This is a genomic window from Candidatus Cloacimonadota bacterium (genome assembly GCA_012516855.1).
Lineage (GTDB): Bacteria > Cloacimonadota > Cloacimonadia > Cloacimonadales > Cloacimonadaceae > Syntrophosphaera.
Window position 1 is genome coordinate 19,096 of the sequence record JAAYWB010000015.1, and the last position, 16,918, is coordinate 36,013.

Consider the following 16,918-nt stretch of genomic DNA (forward strand, 5'->3'; position numbering starts at 1 on the left):
ACTAAACGCTTGACTAAATTCAGCCCGCGGGGAATCGTGATTTTCGTAGTCTTTTTGGCCTTAATAAAGGACTAATGACAAAGGATCAGATATGCAAAACATGAATCAACTGATGAAACAAGCCCAGAAGATGCAGCAGGAGATGCTGAAATCCCAGCAGGAGCTGGAATCCAGGGTCTTCGAGATCAGCAGCGGCGGCGGTGTGGTCAAGCTGGAAATGACCGGCAAATTCGAGGTTAAATCCCTCACCATCGATCCCGAAGCGGTAAGCTCGGACGATGTGGAAATGCTGCAGGACCTCATCCTGGCAGCGCTTAAGGAAGCTCACGGACAGGTGTCCGCGGCCGCAGAAGAGATCATGGGTAAAGTAGCCGGCGGAATGAGAATTCCCGGGCTGATGTAAATGCTCGTTTCCCCCGCTCTGGAACGCCTCATCCAGACCCTGAACCGCTTTCCCGGCATCGGCCGCAAAACGTCGCAGCGCCTGGCTTGGTTTCTGGTGAGCCAAAACAAGGATTTCGCCCTGGAACTGGCGGAAACCATCACCAAAACGGTGGAAACCTTCACCAGTTGCGGCCTCTGCAATATGCTCTCCGAAAGCGATCCCTGCCCTTTCTGCGCTTCCGCTGAACGTTCCGACGCCCTCCTTTGCGTAGTGGAAAGCACGGCCGACATCCAAATCATCGAAAACATGAACTTTTACACAGGCCGCTATTTCGTGCTGGGGCATTTGCTCTCCCCCATCGAAGGATTCGGCCCCGAGCAGATTCGCTCCGGCCATCTGCTGGCCAGGATCAAGGCTTTGCGCCCCGAGGAACTGGTTTTGGCCCTCAAACCATCTCCGGAAGGTGAGGCCACCATCCATTACCTCTCCGAATTGCTGAAAGACGAAGGCGTTCAGGTTACCCGCCTCTCCACCGGCATCCCCTTCGGCGGCGACCTAGAATACAGCAGCCAGCTCACCCTCGCCAACGCCTGGAAGCGGCGTTACCCTGTCTGAGATCATGTTCACAGGCATCATCCAGGCCACTGCCAAAATCCTCCGCGTGGTTCCCTACGGCGGAGTTAGGAAGGTTTCCATCCAGCGTCCCGCCGTGTTTTCGGAACTCCGGGAGGGAGCTAGCATCGCCTGCGACGGCATCTGCCTCACCGTGACCGGCTTCAACCAAGCCAGCTTCGAGGTGGAGGTGATGGCAGAAACCCTAGCCAAAAGCACCGCAGGGGCTTGGAACACCAACACCTTGCTCAATCTGGAGCCTGCGCTAAAACTCGGCGAACGCCTGGACGGGCACTGGGTTCAGGGCCATATCGATCGCGTCACCAAGCTTCTGGAAACCAGCACCAAAGCCGACACCACCAGGCTGCGTTTTTCTCTAGATTCCCGCGATCGCGAACTGCTTGTCCTGCAAGGCTCCATCGCCGTCAATGGCGTCAGCCTCACCGTTTCGGAACTTGGCCCCTCCTCATTCTGTGTGGCCCTGATTTCCCACACCCTTAAGCATACTAACCTCAGCCAGCTGGTGCCCGGAGCCGCCGTCAACCTTGAATACGACGTCTTAGGCAAATACATCCGCGCGTTGCACCAAAGCAGCTCACTAAGCCTGGAGAGCCTCCATGAAAAAGGTTTTTGAGCTCGCCCTGCTGCTGGCGCTATTGCTGATCCTGGCTTCCTGCGGCAGCAAAAAAAGCCCCACCGGCGGTCCCGAAGACCTGGACCGTCCTGCCATCATCAGTTCCCTGCCCGCGCAGTTTGGCCAGATCGCCAACGGCAGGATCGAAATCAACTTTTCCAAGCCCCTGGATAAAAGCTCTGTCACCCAGGCGGTTTACATCTATCCCCCGGTGAGGAACAAGAAAATCAGCGTGGACAAAAGCACCCTGCTCATCCGCTTCAACGAAGGGCTTTTGCCGGACACGAACTACTATGTGACCGTGAGCAGCAGGCTGAAAGACGTCCGCGGAAACGCGCTGGCGGAAAACCAGACCCTCGTTTTTGCCAGCGGGCGGCTCAACCAACTCCAGCTTTCCGGCACAGTCAGTTTTGAAAAGGAAAAGGACGCGTCCCTGCCGGTGCAGCTAAGGCTGCTTTCCGCCGATTCGCTGAACGTGATCAGCACCGTTTCGCGGGGTGCCTCCTACTCCCTGGAAACCCTCAATCCCGCGCCCTATCTGTTGCGCGCTTACATAGACAAAGACCGCAACAACCGCCACGACCCGGATAGAGAGCCCTTTTTCTCCGCCAGTGTGAACCTGCGGCATTCCCAAAACCTGGATATCGCTCTGGCCTATTCAGACAGCACTCGACCTGTGATGAAACTTGCCCAGGCCAGGCATCAGCGCGAGGTAGAAATACTTTTCTCCGAACCCTTAGCCGGCTACGACTCTGTTAATCTTCAGCGCCTGGATACCGGTGGCGATCTTCCCATCTTGATCACCAGCCTTGCCGGGGACAAACTCACCCTGCTCACCGAGGTCCAGGAAGCTCAGGAATACCGTGTGGAGGTCCGCGGCGCTAGTGACGCCCGGGGCAACGTCACTCCGGTGGACAGGGCCGATTTCCGCTCCTCCAGAATCGTGGATACCACCGCGCCCACAGTTTTGTCCAGCTCGCCCCGCAGCGGCACTTCTGTGAATACCCTCGAGCCCACGCTGGTAATTTGTTTTTCCGAAACCATCCCCGCCTCGGCGCTAAAAGCCACGCTGAAAGCCGCGGAATCCAACGCTGAAATCGATTTTACCCTTGGCGGCACCAATACAGACACCTACACCTTCAAACCCACACGCCCCCTGCAAAACTACCGCTCCTACGTGCTTACAGTCACCGCCGCGGATATCAGCGGAAACAAACTCGCCGGGGAATACAAGCTGAATTTCCTGCCCCTGCTGAGAAACCGGTAGCTGCTCATTCATAACACGGAAGCTTGAAATTGATTATCCGTTGAGCGGAAAACCGTCAAGGGACAATCCTCGCTACGCTTGCCTCCTGCTTTGACAGCCCAAAAATAAAAAACCCGGAACATGGGTCCCGGGCTTCAGGAGTGTTTTATGAGAAGACTTGCCCTATTTGCAGAGCACCATTTTACGGAATTGGGAGAAAGTTCCTGCTCTCATGCGGTAGAGATAAACCCCGCTGGAGAGCGGCACTCCGCTATGGTCGCGGCCGTCAAAGCTGAAGCTGTAATGGCCGGGGGCACTGTGTTCCTTGGAATAAGAACGCACGATCTGGCCGCGCTGGTTGTAGATGTCGATCTCCACCTGCGAAGGTTCCGCCAGGCTGTATGACAGCGTGGTGCTGGGGTTAAAGGGGTTGGGGTAGGCCGGATTGAGCGCCGTGACCAAAGGAATGGAGGGAATCCCGCCACCCACGGTCGTGAAGGCAATTGAAATGGGGCCGTGGTAGTCCACTGTTCCGTCCAGATCGGAGTTTTGCAGCCAGTACCAGTAAGTTCCATCCTCGCATAGTTCGTCGTCGGTAAAGAAATAGGTCTGCTGCTGTGAAGTGTTGGTGGCCTGGATAAGTTCACTTACAGTCGTGGCGGTGGCCAGTTCATCATTGCCTCCACGCAGAACGTAAAAGCCCTGCACGCCTGTTTCCGTCTGGGTCACCCAGGTTAGATTCACATAGTTTTCCGCCGAGATGGCAGCGGTGAAGGAGGAGAGCTGAACAGGAAGGGATGCCTCTACCTGCAAAGTGACAGGTATGGATATGGAAGGATTGCTGCTACTGTTGCTGGTGAGAGACAGGGACGTAGTGTAAGTTCCAGCGGCCAGCCCGGTTGAATTGAACCCGACCGCTATCACATCCGTATCTTTAGTCACACCGTTAACCGATCCGCTGACCGTGTCGCCGCCATTAAGAGTGAGCCAGGAAGGGGTGTAACTGTTGCTGCCGATTGAAACATCATCAATGCAGACACCGTATCCGTAATCTGTGATGCCTTCAAAGGCGACGTAGTATGTTGCGCTGGGATTTGGCAGGTTGATAGTCCTTTGGGTCCAAGTGGTAATGCTTTCAGTGTAATGAGCGATTTGCGTCCAGGGTCCACCTGAAGAAGTTTTATAATACACTTTTAACTGATCCTGATCTCCAAACCAGCTCGCTTGGGTGTGCCAGAAACTTAACACAGGATTGGCATGAGCTGATAAATCCATGGAGGGGGTGACAAGTTTTGTGGTCCTGGGTGTTGTGCTGTTATTGTAGTAAAGCCTGGCATTATAGTCTCCGCTATGGGCCGAGGCTGGATTTGTGTTATTAATACCACCGGACGTAAAAGCCCAGTTCAGATTGTATGAGTCATACTCCTGGGTCCAACCTGTTGGTATTGAACCACCATTTTCAAAATCCTCGGTTAAAACCGGATTTGAGTCAACCTGTTTTGAAAGAGTATAGTTGAGCACTATCTCACCGGTGTTGCCGATGGTCAGGTTTTGTGAAGCTGTGGCATCCGGAGTCAATTCCTGGTTGAATGAGGTGGGAGCCCAAGTGATGGCAGCCGGCTGCAGTAGCGCTCGGTGAGCATTGACCATTCCGTATCCGGTATAGCGGTCCCAACCTGCTCCACCGTCAATTGTCATGTCAGTGGCGGAGTTTTTCATGATATTCCAGACTTGCGCCGGGGTTAGGGTGGGTTTCAAAGATAGGATCAAAGCCGCCACACCAGCGGCATAGGGAGTGGCGCAGGAAGTGCCGTTGAACCACATATAGTAATCGCTGTCAGGATCATAGCCGTTATCTGTACCGGTTATATCCGTTGTCGGCAGAATCGTGGGAGCCATGATGTCCACTGATCCCTGATGATCCGGGATATCGATACCATAGTTTGAACCCCACCAGTATTCTCCGTCTGAAGAGCTTGGACTCTTTCTCTGCCCCGTGGGACTTGAAGCACCCACACTGATAACTTTATTGTGGTTTGAGGGGTAGGCAATCGCTGGGGCGTTACTGTTGGCCGTGGCGGCAAAAATCACCACACCTTTGGAGTAGGCATATTCCAACGCATTATCTGTTGAGGGGATATCGCCCTCTCCAGTACCACCTTCCGCTCCCAAGCTCAAGCTGATGACACGCGCACCGTTATCAGCGGCATGGGTGATGGCATTGGTGATGGCAGTGAAGCCCAAATCACCATTGGAATTTGCTACCTTCAGCGGCATTACGCTACAGCCGCCGGCGATGCCCGCGACGCCTATTCCGTTGTTTGCTTTGGCTGCGGCTACACCCGCACAGGCGGTCCCGTGCCCTGGCTTACTAGAATCATCCATGGGATTGGGATCATTGTCACCGTAATCGTAGCCAGTCACCAAGCGCAGATCCGGGTGAGCGGTGTCAACACCGGTATCGATGATAGCAATTATTATTGAAGATGAGCCATAACCCTGAGCTTGGTCCCAGGCCAATTGCGCGTCGCTATCCCAGCCGCTACCGCCGCCCCCGGGGCCTTGGCCGGTGTTGTTGTGACCCCAATTGGTGGTATAAAGGGAATCGTTGGGCACGGCCTGGGTATAGGCAAAGTATTCCAGACCGGCGTCCTCGACCTCGGGGTCGGTGAGGAAGTCAGACAGAGCCGTATGCACATCCGTGCTGCCGTCCAGCATGATAATGAACCAGCGGTCGAAACCTGTGTTTTGTTCCCAGACGATGTCATTCACCCGGCGGTGGGCGCGTTTAAGTCTGCTGCCGCTGTTGCGGGCCATTTTTTCATCCAGGCTGGCAATGCCAAAAGTGGTTTTTTCTGTTTGGAGGTCTTGAGGCAAGTCCGCTCTGCCCTTTGCTTCCGAAGTGAGTTTGATTATAATGCGGTCCGAGGCATAAGCAGGTCGATCACCCACTTCATGCAATTTTGCTGAAGCCGACAGAACCAAGCACATGCTGAAAAAAACCGAGAAAAGAAAAAGTATCTTACGCATGGCGGTTCTCCTTGAATAATCCTGAGGGTAGTAAATCGTCGTGTTTGATATCTGTCAAGGAAAATGTTTCGCTTTTTACGGATCAGCTTGATTTTCTTAGGCCATGACTCGGTCAGATCGGCTTCATAAGGAGATTTGTTATGGCGGATAACCCTTCGGAAGGCTCACAAAAAACGAAGGCTCTATTTCAAACCGAGTGGGTAATCCGGTTAATCGAGCCCCCTTGATTAGAAAGAGAGCCATAACTGCTTACCCGCCTCAGTATCCCGTCTGTTTCACCCTTAGCGCCCGTTTCCATCCCTCTCCCCCGCCTCCCGTCAAATACTCGCATCAAATGCGGGCATAATGCGGGAGGCATATCCGAAACGCAGGACAGGGCCTTAACGGCCAGTCGGCATCGCTGCTCTCCTGACACAAGCTGGCGTCGAGCGAGGAACAAGCATCGACGCCAGCAATGAGCGATTCCCAAAATACATCCAGCCGTTCATTTCCGCAGTTTTTCCTGTCGTCCATGCTCATTGAGTTCGCTGTACGCCAGGCTTCCTTGGGGCTATACCAATCCGGTTTGAAGGAGAGCCTGTTTAAATTGCCATAATTCCTAACCCTCGGCTTTTACAACTTTTACCTTGACAATTTGGCCCTATACGGTTAATTTGTGTTAACAAAGGTCGCGAACACCCTAAGGTGGTACAAAAATGGCCTTGTAAAAGGAGTTTTGAAAATGAAAAAGTTCTCAATCATACTGTTGCTAACGGTTCTGGGCCTGTCGGCATTGCTGATATCGTCCTGCTCCAAACCGACCGTTCCCAATTTTGAGGAATTAGGAGAAATAGGCGTCCCCGCCAGCGTTTGGGAATATGAGCACACGGTCTGGTTCGACATCAATTATGTGGATATGGACAAAGGCAGTGCCAACGTTAACATCTGGATGTCAGCCAAGGGCGAGAATCCCAACGCCACCCTCAAGATAGTAAACAAAAACATTGTCTTCGATACAGTTCTTTCCTACACCCATGGCAAAATCTATTACGGTGGTGACTACGAGCTTCTTAATATGGACCAGCCAGTGGCTTACGAGATTGTGAGTGGCGGCAAGACCTACACCGGCAACATCACCCTGGATACCTGGCCCCAAATGGTGAATGTTCCCACCTGGCCTGAATTTCACCAGGATACGAACTACTCCCCCTCCTGGACCATCTCAGCCGATCCCAAATTCCATATAATCGAAGCCGGCGCTTACGGCGCGGAAACGGTAATGACTGTCATCCGCCAGATTCCCGGCACGGAAAAGACCTTCACCCTGGATCAAACCCACTGGAGCAAGATCAAGCCCATCGAAGAGTTCTCTTTCGGCATCAATGCCGTCGGTTACGAGATGATGAACAAGAACAAGGTCCTCATCACCGGCATTTCCCACAACTACTATTATTGGAGCCAGTACGAGCTCAAGACCTCCCACCAGACCCAACGCAACCCTCTCCGCTTTATGGACCAGATCCAGGCGGACATGGACAAATAATCTCGCTTTAGAGTCAAATAGTCCTATGGGCCTGCTTTTGACGGCAGGCCCTTTTTGATGGAAAAGGATGCCATGAGCAAAAAATCTGCCCTCGCCCTCTTCTCCGGAGGTCTGGACAGCATCCTGGCCGTTGCCTGGATGCAAAAACTGGGACACAAGGTGCATCCCGTCTGCTTCACCGCACCCTACATCACGGCAGACAGGGCAATCGAAAGCGCGCGGGCCAACGGCATGGAGATCACCGTTGTCGACATTTCCGCCTCCCATCTGAAGATGCTGGAGAACCCCATCCACGGCTTCGGCAAGAACCACAATCCCTGCATCGACTGCCACGGCCTGATGTTCGCGGAGGCGGCGAAACTGCTGCCCCGCTTTGGCGCGGATTTTCTCATCTCCGGTGAAGTGCTGGGCCAGAGGCCTATGTCCCAGCGCCGAAACGCCCTCCAGGCAGTGAACAAACTCAGCGGCCACGCTTCCCTGATTATCCGTCCCCTATCCCAGAAATTGCTGCCGGACACCCTTCCCATCACTGAAGGCTGGGTGGATAAGGACCAGTTGCTCGATATCAGCGGACGCGGACGCTCCCGCCAGATCGCTTTGGCAAAGGAACTCGGCCTCTCCTATCCCGGCCCCGGCGGCGGCTGCCTGCTCACCGACCGAAGTTATTCCCTCCGCCTGCGCGAACTCATAAAACACGGCCAGGACAGCGAAGCCAACATCCGCCTCCTCCGCTGGGGACGTCACTTCCGCCTCAATCCAAGCCTCAAATTCATCGTGGGACGTGACCGGGCTGATAACGCCAGCCTCGAAGCAGAGGATTATCCCGGGCTCTGGTTCCTTCTGCGCGATCTGGAAGGACCTCTGGGCCTGCTCACCGATCCGGAACCCTCCCCCGACCTCATATCCCTGGCCGCCTCGATTCTGCTCTATTACAGCAAAAAAGCTCCCTCTCCCGCCTGGGTGAAATATGGTATTGACAGGAATCGTTGGCGTGAGATTTGTGTGGAAAAGTGTCCTGAATCTGTCTTCAGGCCGCTTCTGATCTCTCTCGACAAGGATTTGTGATGCTCAAGATTGAAGACCATTACCTGTTTGAAGAATTCGGCACCAACACCTGGCTGCTCTGGGACGAGGATTCCCGCGAGGCCTGGCTGATAGACCCCGCCGCCCCTTCGGAAGCTCTGCTGGCACGGATCAGGGAACTGGGCCTCAAGGTCACCCTTTTGGTGAACACCCACGGCCACGGCGACCATATCGGCGGAAACGCCTGGTTCAAAGAGGCCCTCGGCGCCCCGGTGCTCATCCATCCAGCCGACGCCCCCCTGCTCACTGACAACCGCCGCAACTTCAGCGAATATCTGGGAAATCCCCTGCGCCTGAGCCCGCCAGACCTCCTGGCTGAAGATGGCCAAATCCTGAAACTGGGCGATCACAGCATTCGGGTGATTCACACTCCCGGCCACACTCTTGGCGGGATCTGCCTTTTGGCAAATGGATTCCTCCTCAGCGGCGACACTCTTTTCCAGCAAAGCATTGGCCGCACCGATCTACCCGGCGGAAACCACGCCCAGCTCATAACCTCAATCCGCGAAAAGCTTTTCTCCCTGCCAGACGACACGGTGGTCTTTCCCGGTCACGGGCCCAGGACGTCCATCGGCCTGGAAAAGAAGTCCAATCCCTTCGTGAGGCCCTGATGAGCCGCCACGACACCATCCTCATCCTCGATTTCGGTTCTCAGTACACTCAGCTAATCGCCCGCGCCCTGCGTTCCCTCAGTGTCTATTGCGAAATCCATCCCTATAATATAGCGCCGGAAAAGATTCGCGAACTCGTCCCCAAGGCCATCATTCTTTCCGGCAGCCCTTTCAGTTTGCTCGATCCCAACTCTCCCCAGCCCTCTGAAATGATCTGGTCGCTCGGTCTGCCTCTACTCGGCATCTGCTACGGGCAGCAATTGATAGCTGACCATTTTGGCGGCACTATCGAGCGCCACACAAACCGAGAATACGGCCGCGCCCTGCTGAAACCTTCCCTCCCCCATCCCCTGTTGGAAGGGATTCCCGCCGGCGCCGAGGTCTGGATGAGCCACGGAGATTCTATTTCCCGGCTTCCGGAGAATTTTCAGGCCCTCGCCTCAACCGCCGCCGTGCCCTATGCCGCCATCGGCCATCTCAGCCGGCCTGTTTACGCGCTCCAGTTTCATCCCGAGGTGGTCCACACGCCACAGGGGAAAACCCTTTTGGCCAATTTCGCCCTCAGGATCGCTGGCTGCGTTCCGGATTGGACGCCCGAAAACTTTATCTCTTCCAGCCAGGAGAAAATCCGCGCCACGGTTGGCGACGCGAAAGTGGTGCTCGGCCTTTCCGGCGGGGTGGATTCCTCTGTGGCCGCCTTGCTTATCCACCGTGCCATCGGAGACCACCTCATACCCATTTTTGTGGATAACGGCTGTATGCGCTTTCAGGAAGCCCGGCGCGTGCAGGAGGCCTTTTCTGCCGTTCCAGACATCAACATCAGAAGCGTGGACGCCTCTGAACTCTTTCTGACGCGCCTCGCCGGGATCGAGGATCCCGAAAAGAAGCGCCGGATCATTGGCCACACCTTTATCGAGGTTTTCGAACGTGAAGCCGCCAAATACCCCGGTGTGGCTTTCCTGGCCCAGGGCACACTCTACCCTGATGTGATCGAAAGTGTCTCTTTCCGCGGGCCTTCCGCCACCATCAAAAGCCACCACAACGTCGGCGGATTACCGGATAAGATGGGCTTCAAACTGATTGAGCCTTTCCGCGAGCTTTTCAAAGATGAGGTTCGCGCCGTGGGCAGGGAGCTCGGTCTGCCGGAAACCCTCATCAGCCGCCATCCTTTCCCCGGTCCCGGCCTGGCTGTGAGAATCATCGGAGCTGTTGACGCTGCCAGAGTAAGCTGCCTCCAGGCCATCGACGAGATCTTCATCAGCGAATTGCGCTCCTGGAACCTCTATGACTGCACCTGGCAGGCCTTTGCAGTGCTCCTACCCATCCGCAGCGTTGGTGTGATGGGCGACGAACGCACCTACGAAAACGTCTGCGCCCTCCGAGCCGTCAATTCCGTGGATGGTATGACCGCTGACTGGACCGAATTTCCCCCCGCCTTTCTGAAACACGTCTCCAGCCGCATCATCAATGAAGTCCGCGGCGTCAACCGCGTGGTTTATGACATCAGCTCCAAACCCCCGGCCACCATCGAGTGGGAATGATGCCGCTGGAGTCGAGCGAGGAACGAGCATCGACTACAGCAGGTCTGGACATTCGCATTTTCATACGGATTATTCATCCGCGAAATCTGTGAAATCTGCGTGAGACACTTCTTCATCCACGTAACTCCTCGATTTTCCGAGTGATCTGCGTGAACCCTCTTTAATTTGTGTCAATTCGTGGACAGAATATCGGGGCTGTTCACCCTGCCACGCCACTAAAACGCAAAACGCCAAATCCCCCGCAGAATTGTATTGACAAACACCCCCTGTTTTGATTTGTGTTCCCTGAGAGCGGGCATAGCTCAGTTGGTAGAGCAACAGCTTCCCAAGCTGTGGGTCGCGGGTCCGAGTCCCGTTGCCCGCTCCATCTCCCGATCATCATTATTTGCTGCCAATCTCTGCCTATGATATTGACTGGGTTATAATTAAGGATATGGCTCATGTTCAATTAGAGTGGATTGATGTGCCTCCGACCCAGCTTGTGATGTGTCAATGACACTAGGTTTTACCCACCATAATTGAGCTTAAGCCAAAAAGAACTTGACTTGATTCTCATAATGAAAACAATGCGATTAGCCGCTTGGCCTAACATAGAATGTGAATAACAAGGGATGTCAGATGCTCTCAAATAATCGGAGAAACGAAGAGTTGGCTTTTACACCGACATTGGGAACAACATATTTTCTCCATCTGCCATATAATGATTCTGGTTATTTGCAAGGGTTGGGAGAACAGGCATGCCAAGTGAGAAATAAAACAAAAGATCCAGAGGATTGAAAAGATGAAGCGTTTGAGCTTATTGTGTTTTTTGGCTTTGGCCATAACGGGCATCTGGGCAGAGGTTTACACTATCGGAATTGGGACCGAAAGCCTTAACAGAGCCCCAGTCGATGGCAATAACGAATATAGCTGGAGTAGGATGATCTACACCGCTGCTGAGATCAATTCCGCCGGTTTGGGAACTGCTTCACAAATCGCCGGGATCGGTTTTCAGCTTCACACTCCCTTAAGCAACTACAGTTTTACCAACCAACGGATATTTCTCCGCCACACGAATTCATCAGCCTATACCAGCAACGTAGGACCAGACAGCACCGGATTCAGCCTGGTCTATGCCGGGGAGGTCACTTTCCAAAATGGAGACTGGCAGCAGCTGGCCTTCACTGAGCCTTTTCAGTGGAATGGCAGCCAAAATATAGAGATCCTCTGGAAAAACCTTGGAGGAAACCGGCTTATTCCCGCACCTTTATTCAGGTTCACATCTACAGGCACAGAGTTGAAACTGGCCTACAATGGAGCGATCGGAGCTTTCCCCACTGGAAGTGTAGAAGCAAACCACCGACGCCCCAATCTGCAATTGATAACGCCCATGTCCCCTGAACCAGCAGTGGCTGTTTATCCCGGCGATGGAGGCTATGCTCTTTCAGGTTCGCGGCTGATCTGGAAGAGCGGAGGCGGCTGCCCCACCTCTTATTCAGTACATTTTGGCACAGTTGATCCGCCACCCTTGATTATCACCGGACAGACATACCCCTGGTATCAGCCGGAGCTAGAAGCGGGCGAAACTTATTATTGGCAGATAGTTCCCTCCAATGCTTATGGCACTGTTTCACTTCCCCCTGTTTGGAGTTTCCGTGTTCCCGAGCTAGGCCAGCTTTGTGAGAGTTTTGAGAATGAGCTTCCCCCGGGATGGCTCAATCCGGGAAGCTGGGATTTCCCACCAGAGCAATACTATCCCTATCACGGCACCAAATGTGCCCAGGTTAGAGCCGGAGCGGCGGGGAACCTGCTGGCCACACCCAAGCTGCAGTTGACTTCGGAATCAACATTGGAGTTCATGGCCTTGAGCAATGCTGCACCGGGCAGCGCAGGTTTTAGGGTCAAACGCTCATCTGACGGCACAAACTGGAACGAGGTGGCTATTTTACCCGCTATCAGCGCCGCCAATGTCTGGCAACGGTTTGAGTTGGACCTGGGTTCCCTGGCGGGGCAGAGCTATCATCTGGGCATTGAGGCTTATAATGCAGGAAGCGGAAGCAACCCCCTGGTCTTTCTTGACCATGTTGTGGGGCCCCGTCCCGTGGGCGTGTATCCATCTCCGGAAGTGAGCATCAGCCGCCGGGATAACGGTTTTCGGCTGAGTTGGGAATCTCCGGGCGGGGTCACCGGCTACCGGGTCTTTGCTGCAGATGATGTGGATTCCTTTGGAGAGGAGGCGCTGGCTGAACTGAGCGCAACCCATACATTTTTCGATGTGCCAACGGGTAACAGGAAGTTTTTCCGGGTGACGGCAATCTATTGATCCAACAGATTTGATGGCGGATGCTGCTTTAGCTGATTCTCCAGCGCCGGGAGCCTTGAGGTCTTGTTGTGTCTTTGAAACTGGCAATAATATAGGGCTCTCTTTCAGATCGAGCGGGTAATTCGGTTTGAAAGAGAGCCAAATAATATTCCCAAACCCCCATTTGCCTGATCTGCTCCTCCTTTTCCACCTTTGCCCCATCCCTTTCACATCCCATTCACTTCCCGCTGAGTTCCCGCCTTTCAAACGGGAACTAAACGGGAGGCGAGAGAGAGGCGAAAAAGATAGGGAAAAGGAAGAATCATCCAGCTGGATTTCAAGAGTAACGCATTGGGGATTATGCGATTGGCTTATGTTCAGACAGGGAGGGAAAGACTGTAGTCATCCCAGTGCAGGCTGGATAGTGTCGTTCTGCTGTGGTCGAAGTTCCCGCATCGTTCGACTCCAGAAAAGCTTAGGCCCTTTTACGGTATTCCTCCGTTTTTCCTCTGTTTTTTCCTGCTTAGCTCTGTGAAAAAACTTGTGGATAAAAGCCTCAGACCACTCTAACCCTGATCATCCTGGCCACCCGGCGGTCCAAAACATAGCGGGCGTCGCCAACAGCGACCACGAGGTTGGGCTCTCCGGACTCGTTGCGCTGGACCATCACCCTTTTACCGTGGTAGAGTCCCCTTTCAATGGTTTTGAGGTCGTTGTTGCATGTTATCAGGGCCTCCACGCCGGGTTCAAGGTCTGCCAGGCTGATGCAGTCGCCGCTATGGCAGCGGCAGGTTTTTGGCCGGCTTCCGAATCTACGGCCGAACTGGCGAAGGCGCACGCGGTCACGTTTAGATAGCATTTTTTCTTCCAATGAGTTTGAGGCTGGCTCCAAAGGCCACAACCAGCAGGGCGCAGAGCCCCAGCCAGAGCCAGGACAGCCGGTTAAAGGCCAGAATCTGATAAGCGACGGTAGCCACGATCCAAGCCAGCAGGGTTAGATAGAAAAAGGAGAAGAGGCTCCAGCGCCAGCCATGTTCCTTGTTTAGGGCTGCCAGGGAAGCGGCGCAGGGCGAATAGAGCAGCACGAAAATCAGAAAGGCGATTCCGGAAGATGACCCGCCAAAAGCGCTTGGAATGACGGACGGATCGGGATAAAGGCTCTGCAGAGTTCCCACAATCGCCTCCTTGGCGAACAGCCCGGAAATCAGGGCAACCGTGGCTTGCCAGTTTTCCGCGACAATTCCCATCGGCTTCATCAGTGGAGTGAGCAGCTTGCCAGCCAGCTCCAGAACACTGGCCTGGCCTCCTTTGACTGGCAGGGTAAGCGCCTGCAGTATATTCACAGCCACAGTTACCAGAAGGATGGTCTTGCCGGCGCGCAGGATGAAATCCTTCAGGCGGTGCCAGGTGTGCATTCCGATGGCGTTTATAGTAGGCAGATGGTAAGGGGGCAGCTCCATCACGAAGTTGCCGGGTTGTGTCTTGAACATCGTTTTTTTCAGCGCCAGCGCGAACAGCAGGCCCATAACCACCCCGAAAAAGTAGAGTCCGAAAACAGCCAGGTCAGCCCTTCCGGGAAAGAACAGCATACCGAGATATGTGTAAACCGGCAGTTTGGCGCCACAACTCATAAAAGGCGTAAGCAGCGAGGCGAAAACGCGGTCCCGGCGGCTTTCCAGGGTGCGGGTGGCCATGATAGCCGGAACTGTGCAGCCAAAACCGACTAAAAGCGGGATGAAGGCCTTTCCGGGCAGCCCCACCCGACGCATAAACCTATCAGCGATAAAAGCGGCGCGGGCCATGTAGCCGCTGTCTTCAAGCAGGGACAAGCACAAAAAAATGAAGAAAATAGGTGGAATGAACGTGGCGATGGTAGCGATCCCGCCTCCGAGGGCGTCTGAAAGAAGGTGGCTGAGCCAGCCGGGGATGTTCCAGCTGCGCAGTAGCGCGCCCCATTGATCCACCAGAAGCCAGTTTAGCCCGTTTTCGATCCATCCGATTAAGGGTTCGCTGGCTTGCACGGCCAACAGGAAAACCAGATACATCACCGCGAAAAAAACCGGCAGGCCCCAAAGACTGCTCAGCGCCACACGGTCGAGTCTGTCCGAAAAAGTGGCGCCCGGCTTGGTTTTGTGGCGCACCACGTCTTTCACCAAACCGCGGATAAAGCCATAGCGGTCGTCAGCCAAGGCCGTGGCAGCAGCTTGGTTGCGGTGTTTTTCCAAGCCTCTAATCTCGCGGTCCACCGGATCGAACCAGGATTGGGGCAATTCCGCGTGGAAATAGGGATCGCGCTCCAACAGCTTCAGGGCTACCCAGTCCAGAGGAAGTCTTCTCCAGGCCTCCGGCCAGGCAGGGTCATCCCTTTGCTGCAGCAGGAAGTTGTCGAGGTTGTGAAGGTGCTTTTCCACCACCTCGTCGTAACGAGGGCTAATTGGGACTGGAGCTTTGGCCAGGCAGGTGTCGATATCCTGAAAAAGCTGGCTGGGATCGAAGCGGCGACAGAGAGTCAGTGACTGGATGGGGCAGTCCAGATGGCTTTTCAGGTGGTCAAAATCGATCTCCACACCGTTCTGCTCCGCAATGTCAAGCATTGAGAACACGATAAGCAACGGCACTTTCAGTTCCATCAGCTGCAGCGTGAGATAAAGGTTGCGCTCCAGATTTGAGGCATCCACAATGTTGATCACCAAGTTCGGTTTCTTTTGCACTAGGTAATTTCGGGCCACCAGCTCATCCGGAGATCCAGCCGCCAGTGAATAGATGCCGGGTAGGTCTATCACCTCATAACGCCGGCCATTACGTATGAAAAAACCTTCCTTGCGCTCAACCGTCACGCCAGGCCAGTTACCAACGGTCTGGTGCGAGCCGGTGAGGGCATTGAAAAGAGTGGTTTTGCCCACGTTGGGGTTTCCCGCAAGGGCGATGATGGGGTTATCTTGACTCATAGCTTATTGATTCTCATTCCCACAGCATTTCCAACAGAGGCCATTCACTTGGATGTTCACTTCGTCCAGACGGAATTTCAGGCTGGAGGCTTCTTTCAGCAGTGATCTTTTCAAGTCGTCCAGCGGCGTTTCCTGCACCCAGCCGCAACGGGAACAAATCCAGTGAACATGGCGGGGGTGGCCGTAGATGTGTTCAAACACGTCACGGGAAGAGGAACGCAGGGAATGCTGGATAAGGCCTGCCGCCTCCAGCAGAGGCAGAGTGCGGTAAACCGTGGCCAGGGAAATCCGGCGTTTCTGATCTTTCAGCAGGGCGTGCAACTGCTGGGCATCAAAATGCTCATGCAGGCTGAACACCGCGTCCAGTATCTCCCGACGGGGAGTTGTGAGCTTCAGACCTTTGCGGAACAGAAACTTCTCAAAAACAGTGACTTGGTTGTCCATGGCATATTCCTTTAATGAGAATCAGTCGCATTGTTTAAAGCACTGAATTCCTGTCAAGGACTATTGCAAGTCTTTCCAAGTTGCTATTGTAAGTATAAATACGAAGTGCAAACCCTCACTGAAAACTTCAAATCGAATCACCAAAACTTCAAATGTCCAAGTCCAACAAAACAGTGTGTATGTTATATCTTGCTTGCCAGATATGATAGCAGCAATTATCAAAGTGAGAGAAATTTGAAATTGTCAGTTAGAGTTTACAGCGGACGCAGTCTAAACCGCGGGGAGCAATACCGGGCTCATTTTTCCTTGCCGGGATTCATGCTTACGATGTCGCAGAGGGAAAGCCGGTCCTTGCTGCCGGCAAAGGAACTGAGGGCTTTGGAATACAGGGATTTCTTTTCCGAGGGATACCCGAAGGGGGCCATGGCCACGACGCGCCAGCTTTTGGGCAGATGCAGGTGGCTTTTGAGCTTCTTCTCGCTGAAGGCGGCTAGCCAGCAGCTTCCGATTCCGTGGCTCCAGGCGGTGAGGACCATCTGCTGGAAAGAGATGGCGGTATCCACGAGATAGTAGTCCTGATG

General features: G+C 54.1%; 14 protein-coding genes and 1 tRNA gene. 10 read left to right on the forward strand and 5 right to left on the reverse strand.

What is annotated here, in order from left to right:
- Positions 1-91: 91 nt before the first annotated feature.
- The 4 genes from GX466_01160 to GX466_01175 are packed head-to-tail and all read left to right on the forward strand — an operon-like array spanning position 92 to position 2,898.
- Positions 92-403, forward strand: a complete 312-nt coding sequence (locus GX466_01160; GenBank protein ID NLH92822.1) for a YbaB/EbfC family nucleoid-associated protein — start codon at positions 92-94, stop codon at positions 401-403.
- Positions 404-1,000 (forward strand): recombination protein RecR, encoded by a 597-nt coding sequence (recR, locus tag GX466_01165; protein ID NLH92823.1) that lies wholly within the window; start codon positions 404-406, stop codon positions 998-1,000.
- Between the two features lie 4 nt (positions 1,001-1,004).
- Positions 1,005-1,631 (forward strand): riboflavin synthase, encoded by a 627-nt coding sequence (locus tag GX466_01170; GenBank protein ID NLH92824.1) that lies wholly within the window; start codon positions 1,005-1,007, stop codon positions 1,629-1,631.
- A complete protein-coding gene (locus GX466_01175) occupies positions 1,615-2,898 on the forward strand; it encodes an Ig-like domain-containing protein (GenBank protein NLH92825.1) in 1,284 nt (427 codons plus the stop codon). Before GX466_01170 ends, GX466_01175 begins: the two co-directional genes overlap by 17 nt.
- 162 nt (positions 2,899-3,060) lie before the next feature.
- Here the strand turns inward: GX466_01175 and GX466_01180 are convergent, their stop codons facing one another.
- The gene (locus GX466_01180; GenBank protein NLH92826.1) at positions 3,061-5,907 is read right to left on the reverse strand and encodes a S8 family serine peptidase; all 2,847 of its coding nucleotides are present in this window, start codon (positions 5,905-5,907) and stop codon (positions 3,061-3,063) included.
- A gap of 721 nt (positions 5,908-6,628) precedes the next feature.
- On the opposite strand from GX466_01180, the gene GX466_01185 reads away from it, so the two are divergent.
- The 6 genes from GX466_01185 to GX466_01210 all read left to right on the forward strand — a co-directional run bounded on the left by GX466_01185 (position 6,629) and on the right by GX466_01210 (position 12,966).
- Positions 6,629-7,429 (forward strand): hypothetical protein, encoded by an 801-nt coding sequence (locus GX466_01185; protein NLH92827.1) that lies wholly within the window; start codon positions 6,629-6,631, stop codon positions 7,427-7,429.
- Positions 7,430-7,501: 72 nt separating this feature from the next.
- Entirely contained in the window at positions 7,502-8,494 is a 993-nt protein-coding gene (locus GX466_01190; protein ID NLH92828.1) for a tRNA (5-methylaminomethyl-2-thiouridylate)-methyltransferase, read from the forward strand.
- On the forward strand, positions 8,494-9,123 hold the full coding sequence (locus tag GX466_01195) for an MBL fold metallo-hydrolase (protein ID NLH92829.1): 630 nt from the start codon (positions 8,494-8,496) through the stop codon (positions 9,121-9,123). Before GX466_01190 ends, GX466_01195 begins: the two co-directional genes overlap by 1 nt.
- Positions 9,123-10,664 carry a glutamine-hydrolyzing GMP synthase gene (gene guaA / locus GX466_01200; GenBank protein NLH92830.1) on the forward strand — a complete coding sequence of 514 codons (1,542 nt, stop codon included), beginning with the start codon at positions 9,123-9,125 and terminating at the stop codon, positions 10,662-10,664. The genes GX466_01195 and guaA overlap by 1 nt, the downstream gene beginning before the upstream one ends.
- 291 nt (positions 10,665-10,955) lie before the next feature.
- Positions 10,956-11,031, forward strand: a tRNA-Gly gene (locus tag GX466_01205).
- Between the two features lie 552 nt (positions 11,032-11,583).
- Positions 11,584-12,966: a hypothetical protein gene (locus GX466_01210; protein ID NLH92831.1), complete on the forward strand. Its 1,383-nt coding sequence runs from the start codon at positions 11,584-11,586 to the stop codon at positions 12,964-12,966.
- 535 nt (positions 12,967-13,501) lie between these two features.
- Here GX466_01210 and GX466_01215 read toward each other — a convergent pair.
- The 4 genes from GX466_01215 to GX466_01230 all read right to left on the reverse strand — a co-directional run.
- Positions 13,502-13,804: a ferrous iron transport protein A gene (locus GX466_01215; protein NLH92832.1), complete on the reverse strand. Its 303-nt coding sequence runs from the start codon at positions 13,802-13,804 to the stop codon at positions 13,502-13,504.
- Positions 13,794-15,893, reverse strand: coding sequence for a ferrous iron transport protein B (feoB, locus tag GX466_01220; protein NLH92833.1), 2,100 nt, complete (start codon positions 15,891-15,893; stop codon positions 13,794-13,796). The genes GX466_01215 and feoB overlap by 11 nt, the downstream gene beginning before the upstream one ends.
- Positions 15,894-15,896: 3 nt before the next feature.
- The gene (locus tag GX466_01225; protein ID NLH92834.1) at positions 15,897-16,337 is read right to left on the reverse strand and encodes a transcriptional repressor; all 441 of its coding nucleotides are present in this window, start codon (positions 16,335-16,337) and stop codon (positions 15,897-15,899) included.
- Between the two features lie 296 nt (positions 16,338-16,633).
- Positions 16,634-16,918, reverse strand: a 285-nt coding sequence (locus GX466_01230; protein ID NLH92835.1) for a nitroreductase family protein, incomplete at its 5' end; no start/stop codon positions are given.